The sequence below is a fragment of the Tropicimonas marinistellae genome (assembly GCF_001509585.1).
GTDB classification, from domain to species: domain Bacteria; phylum Pseudomonadota; class Alphaproteobacteria; order Rhodobacterales; family Rhodobacteraceae; genus Tropicimonas; species Tropicimonas marinistellae.
In genome coordinates this window covers 1-1,248 of the sequence record NZ_LNCI01000036.1, presented here as the reverse complement: position 1 = coordinate 1,248, position 1,248 = coordinate 1, and the positions used below count along the sequence as shown (strand labels likewise).

The window sequence follows — 1,248 nt, the reverse complement described above, 5'->3', positions numbered from 1 at the left end:
CCGGTGAGGGGATCCGACTAGGCCGGTAGGATCTCGTTCCATGTGCGGAACTGAATCCTGCTTCCTTCAACAGGGGATCGAACAGGGAAAAGTTGATGTTCGGGAGTCTCATCTGGCGACGGTTCTGATTCAAAGGTGCAAACAGAGAAGAGCGGTATGGATCGGCCGTTTTCTGACCAGCGCCTGTTGAGTGATCAGCCGACCAAGTTGCCTTGGTTCACCCATTGGTCCCCGACAAATCGATGGCGATCCGCGGTTCGCTGTTGAAGCCTTCGTGTGGATTTTGGTGCAGGAGAGTGTTGGCTTGCCTGCCGTTACGTGGAAGAGCGATCGCGAGCATTCGAACGCCGCGCTGCATCGATCAACACACGGGTCACGCTTGATGCCAGGGTATGCGGTTGTCGCACTGGTATCCTGCGTAGCACCGGGCGGACTGGTCTCCGCCGACGTCGACACGAGAGTCGTCGGCTCAGCCAGGCGTGTTGCGCTCACACAAGGTCAACCAATGACGGCGTGGCCGGTTCCCTGACTTCGATGTGGCACCGCCGATCTCCCGGGCCTCCAGACCACGAAGCCATTGACCGACAGGCGATTGCCAGGGTGATGAATGCCTCCCGCAGCGGCTTTCATGTTGGCGTAACCGCACCTCATCCGCGCGCGACATGGAGCTGCGGTCACCGATTCATGGGATCGACGCGATCAGCACTCACTCCAAGGAAACCCATGAGCCACCGCACATCCCCGCCAACGCGCGACAGGCGTGCGCTCCACAAATTGAAACGCACACTCGGGAAGCCCCATCATAGCGGAAAAACAGAGGCAGCGCTGCTTCGGAAGAGTGGCGTTCACGCCGCCGAAGGGGGCATTCAAGAAGAGATGCGAATGGACACCTGCCTCGACCCTGAACTGGTGTGCGAAGTCCATTCGCCGAGCATCATTGCTCACGGCGGCCATTGGGACGTCACAGCCGTTGGCAGGATTGCGTCAGCTTCATGCCGGTCATGACTTGGAAAACCGCAGGCGCTCGGCGATATCGCTAACAGCGGCGATGTTCAGCAGCAGGAGATCTTAAATGAGCACCGAGCATATAGTCTTCGAATGGCCGTCATACGAGGAAGTTGAGCGCGTGCGCCGCGAGGCGAACATGGACCGTGCCCGTATTCTCCGCGACGTGTTCTGTGCGCTCTTCTCTCGCCAGGCGCGTGGCGAAGCTAGCGTCGCCACGGCCTAGTCGGATCCCCTCACCGG

Annotated in this window: 1 protein-coding gene; it reads left to right on the top strand. The window is 59.7% G+C overall.

The genetic code is table 11. The features are described from left to right. Nucleotides 1-1,072: 1,072 nt before the first annotated feature. Complete coding sequence (locus tag ARC39_RS25915; RefSeq protein WP_161471012.1) at nt 1,073-1,231, top strand: hypothetical protein; 159 nt, start codon at nt 1,073-1,075, stop codon at nt 1,229-1,231. The last annotated feature ends 17 nt before the right edge of the window (nt 1,232-1,248 follow it).